Origin of the sequence: Methylobacterium sp. J-030 (genome assembly GCF_022829545.1) — a bacterium.
Classification (GTDB): domain Bacteria; phylum Pseudomonadota; class Alphaproteobacteria; order Rhizobiales; family Beijerinckiaceae; genus Methylobacterium.
This window is the reverse complement of the sequence record NZ_JAKSYM010000298.1, coordinates 1-4,094: the sequence shown is the minus strand read 5'-3', so window position 1 is coordinate 4,094 and position 4,094 is coordinate 1. Positions and strand designations below refer to the sequence as shown.

The 4,094-nt window shown below is 69.3% G+C and carries 5 protein-coding genes; all 5 read left to right on the top strand.

All coding sequences use genetic code 11. The features are described 5' to 3' along the window. On the top strand, positions 1-181 hold a 181-nt coding region (locus tag MKK75_RS22655), incomplete at its 5' end, for a D-glutamate cyclase family protein (protein WP_244043850.1). Between the two features lie 40 nt (positions 182-221). Continuing rightward, positions 222-1,466 (top strand): ABC transporter substrate-binding protein, encoded by a 1,245-nt coding sequence (locus MKK75_RS22650; RefSeq protein ID WP_244044771.1) that lies wholly within the window; start codon positions 222-224, stop codon positions 1,464-1,466. Between the two features lie 77 nt (positions 1,467-1,543). After that, the gene (locus MKK75_RS22645; protein ID WP_244044770.1) at positions 1,544-2,422 is read left to right on the top strand and encodes a branched-chain amino acid ABC transporter permease; all 879 of its coding nucleotides are present in this window, start codon (positions 1,544-1,546) and stop codon (positions 2,420-2,422) included. A 1-nt stretch (position 2,423) separates the two neighbouring features. After that, positions 2,424-3,464, top strand: coding sequence for a branched-chain amino acid ABC transporter permease (locus tag MKK75_RS22640; protein WP_244044769.1), 1,041 nt, complete (start codon positions 2,424-2,426; stop codon positions 3,462-3,464). 4 nt (positions 3,465-3,468) lie between these two features. Then, on the top strand, positions 3,469-4,094 hold a 626-nt coding region (locus tag MKK75_RS22635; protein WP_244044768.1), incomplete at its 3' end, for an ABC transporter ATP-binding protein.

Sequence of the window (4,094 nt, the reverse complement as noted above, 5' to 3'; positions counted from 1 at the left end):
CGGCGCCCCCGATTACGGCGACTCGGTGCGGATCGGCGACGACGAGATCCCGGTGTTCTGGGCCTGCGGCGTCACCCCCCAATCGGTGATCGCGTCGGCCCGCCCGGATTTCGCGATCACCCACGCGCCGGGCTGCATGCTGATCACCGATCGGCTCAACGCCGAATTCGCGATGGCGTGAATCCCGCATTCCGGCGCCCGTCCCTTTTGGAGAACGCCCCATGCTGCGCCGTCGCGAAATTCTGGCCGCTGGCGCCCTGGCGCTCGCGGGCCTCCGGTCCCAGCGCGCGACGGCCGCCGACGAGGTGGTGGTCGGCGTGCTCTACGCCCTGTCCGGCGCCAGCGCCCAGAACGGCGTCGATGCCCGCCGCGCCTTCGAGACGGCGCTCGACGTGATCAACGAGAGCCACGACCTCGACCTGCCCGCCGCCAAAGGCGCCGGCCTCGAAGGGCTCGGCGGCGCCAAGATCCGCCTCGTGATCGCCGACCACCAGGGCGACCCGCAGAAGGGCCGCGCCGAGGCGGAGCGCCTAATCACCCAGGACAAGGTCATCGCGATCGTCGGCGCCTACCAGTCCAGCGTCTCGGCCACCGTGAGCGCGGTGTGCGAGCGCTACGGCGTGCCCTTCGTCTGTGCCGATTCCTCCTCGCCGAGCCTGAGCCGCCGGAACCTGAAGTACTTCTTCCGGCCGGCCGCCAACGACGAGATGTTCTCGGCAGCGATGTTCGATTTCATGGACGGCCTGCGCAAGCAGGGCAAGATGATCGACTCGGTCTCCCTGTTCTACGAGGACACGATCTACGGCATCGACTCGTCCAACGTGCAGCGCAAGCTCGCGAACGAGCGCGGCTACAAGATCGCCGCGGACGTGAAGTACAAGAGCAACTCGCCCTCGCTGACCGCCGAGGTGCAGGCGCTCAAGTCCGCGGGCGCCGACGTGCTGCTGCCGACCTGCTACACCAACGACGCCATCCTGCTCACCAAGACGATGGGCGAACTCGGCTACAAGCCGAAGGCCATCATCGCCCAGGCGGCGGGTTTCTCCGAGAAATCCGTGTACGACGCAGTCGGCGACAAGCTCCAGGGCCTGATCTCGCGTGCGAGCTTCTCCCTCGACCTCGCCGCCAAGCGTCCCTCGGTCGGCATCGTCAACGCGATGTACAGGAAGCGCGCCGATCGGGACCTGAACGACAACACGTCGCGCCAGTTCACGGCGATGCTCGTGCTGGCCGATGCCCTCAACCGGGCCGGTTCCACCGACGGTGCCAAGCTGCGCGCGGCGCTCGCGGCCACCGACATACCCGGCACGCGCACGATCATGCCCTGGAAGAAAGTGATCTTCGACGCGGGGGGCCAGAACCCCGACGCGACGCCGGTCCTGATCCAGTATGTCGGCACCACGTTCGTGACGGTGTTTCCCGAATCGGCCGCCGTCGCCCCGGCGATCTGGCCGATGAACGCCTGACCGCCCGGGTCGCGCCCGGGCGTGAAGCCGATCGGCCCACGACCCTCCCTCCCTCGGACCTGCGCGGGATCATGCCGATGACGATGCAAGCCCTCGTGCAGGTGCTGGCGAGCGGGTTGCTCACCGGGCTGATCTACGGCCTCGTCGCGGTCGGCCTGTCGCTGATCTTCGGCCTGATGGATGTGGTCAACTTCGCCCACGGCGAATTCCTGATGCTGGCGATGTACGCGACCTTCGGGCTCGTTGTCGTGTCCGGGCTGGACCCGATCGTGCTGATGCCGCTCGTCGCCGCGCTGATGTTCGTCCTCGGCGGCACCGTCTACCTCGGCGTGGTCCGCTTCGCGATGCGGGCCAAGGCCAACCAGGGCATGGTGCAGATCTTCGCGACCTTCGGCCTGGCGATCCTGCTCCAGGGCGTCGCGCAGTACCTGTTCACCCCGGACTACCGCAGCCTCCAGGTGTCCTGGCTCGGCGGGAAGACCCTCGACCTCGGTGGCGTATACCTGCCCTGGCCGCAGGTGTTCGGAGCTCTCGTCTCGCTCGCGGCCTTCGGCGGCCTGTTCCTCCTGATGACGCGGACCGATTTCGGCCGGGCCCTGGAAGCAACGCGCGAGGATCAGGGCGCCGTCGCCCTGGTCGGCATCGACCGCAACCGGATCTTCGCCCTCGGCTGGGGGCTCGGTGCGGCGCTCATCGGCCTCGCGGGCGCCGTGCTGACCGTGTTCTACTACATCCATCCCGGCGTCGGGGGCGCCTTCGCGCTGATCGCCTACGTCACGGTGGCGCTCGGCGGCTTCGGCAGCGTCTTCGGCGCGCTGGCCGCGGGCCTGATCGTCGGGTTGGTCGAGGCGGCGACGACGCTGGTTCTGCCGCCCTCCCTGAAGTCGGTGGGCGTCTACGCCCTCTACCTCCTCGTGGTTCTTGTGCGGCCCCAGGGCCTGTTCGGGAGGCTCTGACATGACCGGCACGTCGCTGATCGCCGCTCCGGCAATCTCCCCGAGCCTGGATGAGGCTGACCGGCGCTTCGCGGCCAAGCGCCGCCGCAGCCTCTACGTCGGCGCGCTGGTCTTCGCCGGCCTCGCCGCGCTGCCCTACGCGATCCGGGACGTCTACCTGCAGAACGTGCTGGTCCTCACCCTGCTCTACGCGGCCCTGTCGCAGAGCTGGAACATCCTGGGCGGCTATTGTGGGCAGATCTCCCTCGGCCACGCCCTGTATTTCGGCATCGGCGCCTACGCCACCAGCATCTTGTTCTTGACTTACGGCGTGTCGCCGTGGGTGGGACTCGGGCTCGGCGCAGTGCTCGCCGCCTTGGTGGCCCTCGCCATCGGCTGGCCCTGCTTCCGCCTCGGCGGCCATTACTTCTCGATCGCCACCATCGTCATCGCCGAGGCCGGGCTGCTGCTCGTGCAGAACTGGGACTTCGTGGGTGGGGCGATGGGCGTGCAGTGGCCGTTCAATCCGGATAGCTGGGCGACCCTCCAGTTCGCCCGGGACAAGATCCCGTACGCCCATCTGGCCCTCGGCCTGTTCGTCGCGACGTGGCTCGTCACCTTCGTGGTCGCCGAATCCCGGTGGGGCTACGGCTGGCGCGCGGTCAAGGACGACCCGGTGGCCGCCCAGAGCCTCGGGGTCGAGGTGTTCCGGTCCAAGATGGCGGCGGCGGCGATCTCGGCCTTCTTCACGGCGTTCGGCGGCGGGCTCTACGCGGCCTACGTCTCCTACATCGATCCCGAGAGCGTGATGAGCTTCCGCTTCTCGCTGCTCTTCGCGCTGCCCGCCGTGCTGGGCGGCGTCGGGACCCTGTGGGGCGCGCTGGTGGGGGCGGCGATCCTTATCCCGATCACCGAGATCAGCCGCTCCTACCTGGGCGGCACCGGCAGCGGCATCGATCTGATTTTCTACGGCGGCCTTGTGATGGTCGTGGCGATCGCCCGCCCCGAGGGCGTGCTCAGCCTGTTCAAGCCGACGCGCGCCGCGCGCAACGAGACAGAGTGACCCCGTGAGCGCGGACTCGAACGACCCGATCCTGCGCGTCGACGACGTGACGCTGGCCTTCGGCGGCCTCGTCGCCAACCGCGACGTGACCCTCGACGTGCGCCGCGGCGAGATCCTGGGGCTGATCGGTCCGAACGGGGCCGGCAAGTCGACCCTGTTCAATCTGATCTCGGGCGTCTACCGCCCGAGCAAGGGGCGCATCCTGTTCGCGGGGGCCGACATCACCCGATTGCCGCCAGCCGAGCGCTGCCGCCGGGGCATCGCGCGCACCTTCCAGGTGCCGCGCTCCTTCGACTCGATGAACGTCCTGGAGAACGTCACGGTCGGCGCGCTCGCCCACCACCGCACCGCCGCGTCCGCCCGCCGCGCCGCCCTGGACACCCTGGAGCGCGTCGAACTGACCCACCGCGCCGAGGCGGTGGCCGGCGAGCTGACGCCCCCCGAGAAGCGCCGCCTGGAGGTGGCCCGCGCCCTTGCCACCGGCCCGAGCCTGCTCCTCCTCGACGAGGTGCTCACCGGCCTCACGCCCTCCGAGGCCAAGGCCGGCGTCGCGCTGATCCGGCGCGTGGCGGCCACGGGCGTGACCGTGATCATGGTCGAGCACGTGATGGAGGTGGTGATGCCGCTGGT

Coding starts and splice junctions, on each gene's coding strand:
- MKK75_RS22650 (WP_244044771.1), top strand. CDS start 222: ATGCTGCGCCGTCGCGAAATTCTGGCCGCTGGCGCCCTGGCGCTCGCG.
- MKK75_RS22645 (WP_244044770.1), top strand. CDS start 1,544: ATGACGATGCAAGCCCTCGTGCAGGTGCTGGCGAGCGGGTTGCTCACC.
- MKK75_RS22640 (WP_244044769.1), top strand. CDS start 2,424: ATGACCGGCACGTCGCTGATCGCCGCTCCGGCAATCTCCCCGAGCCTG.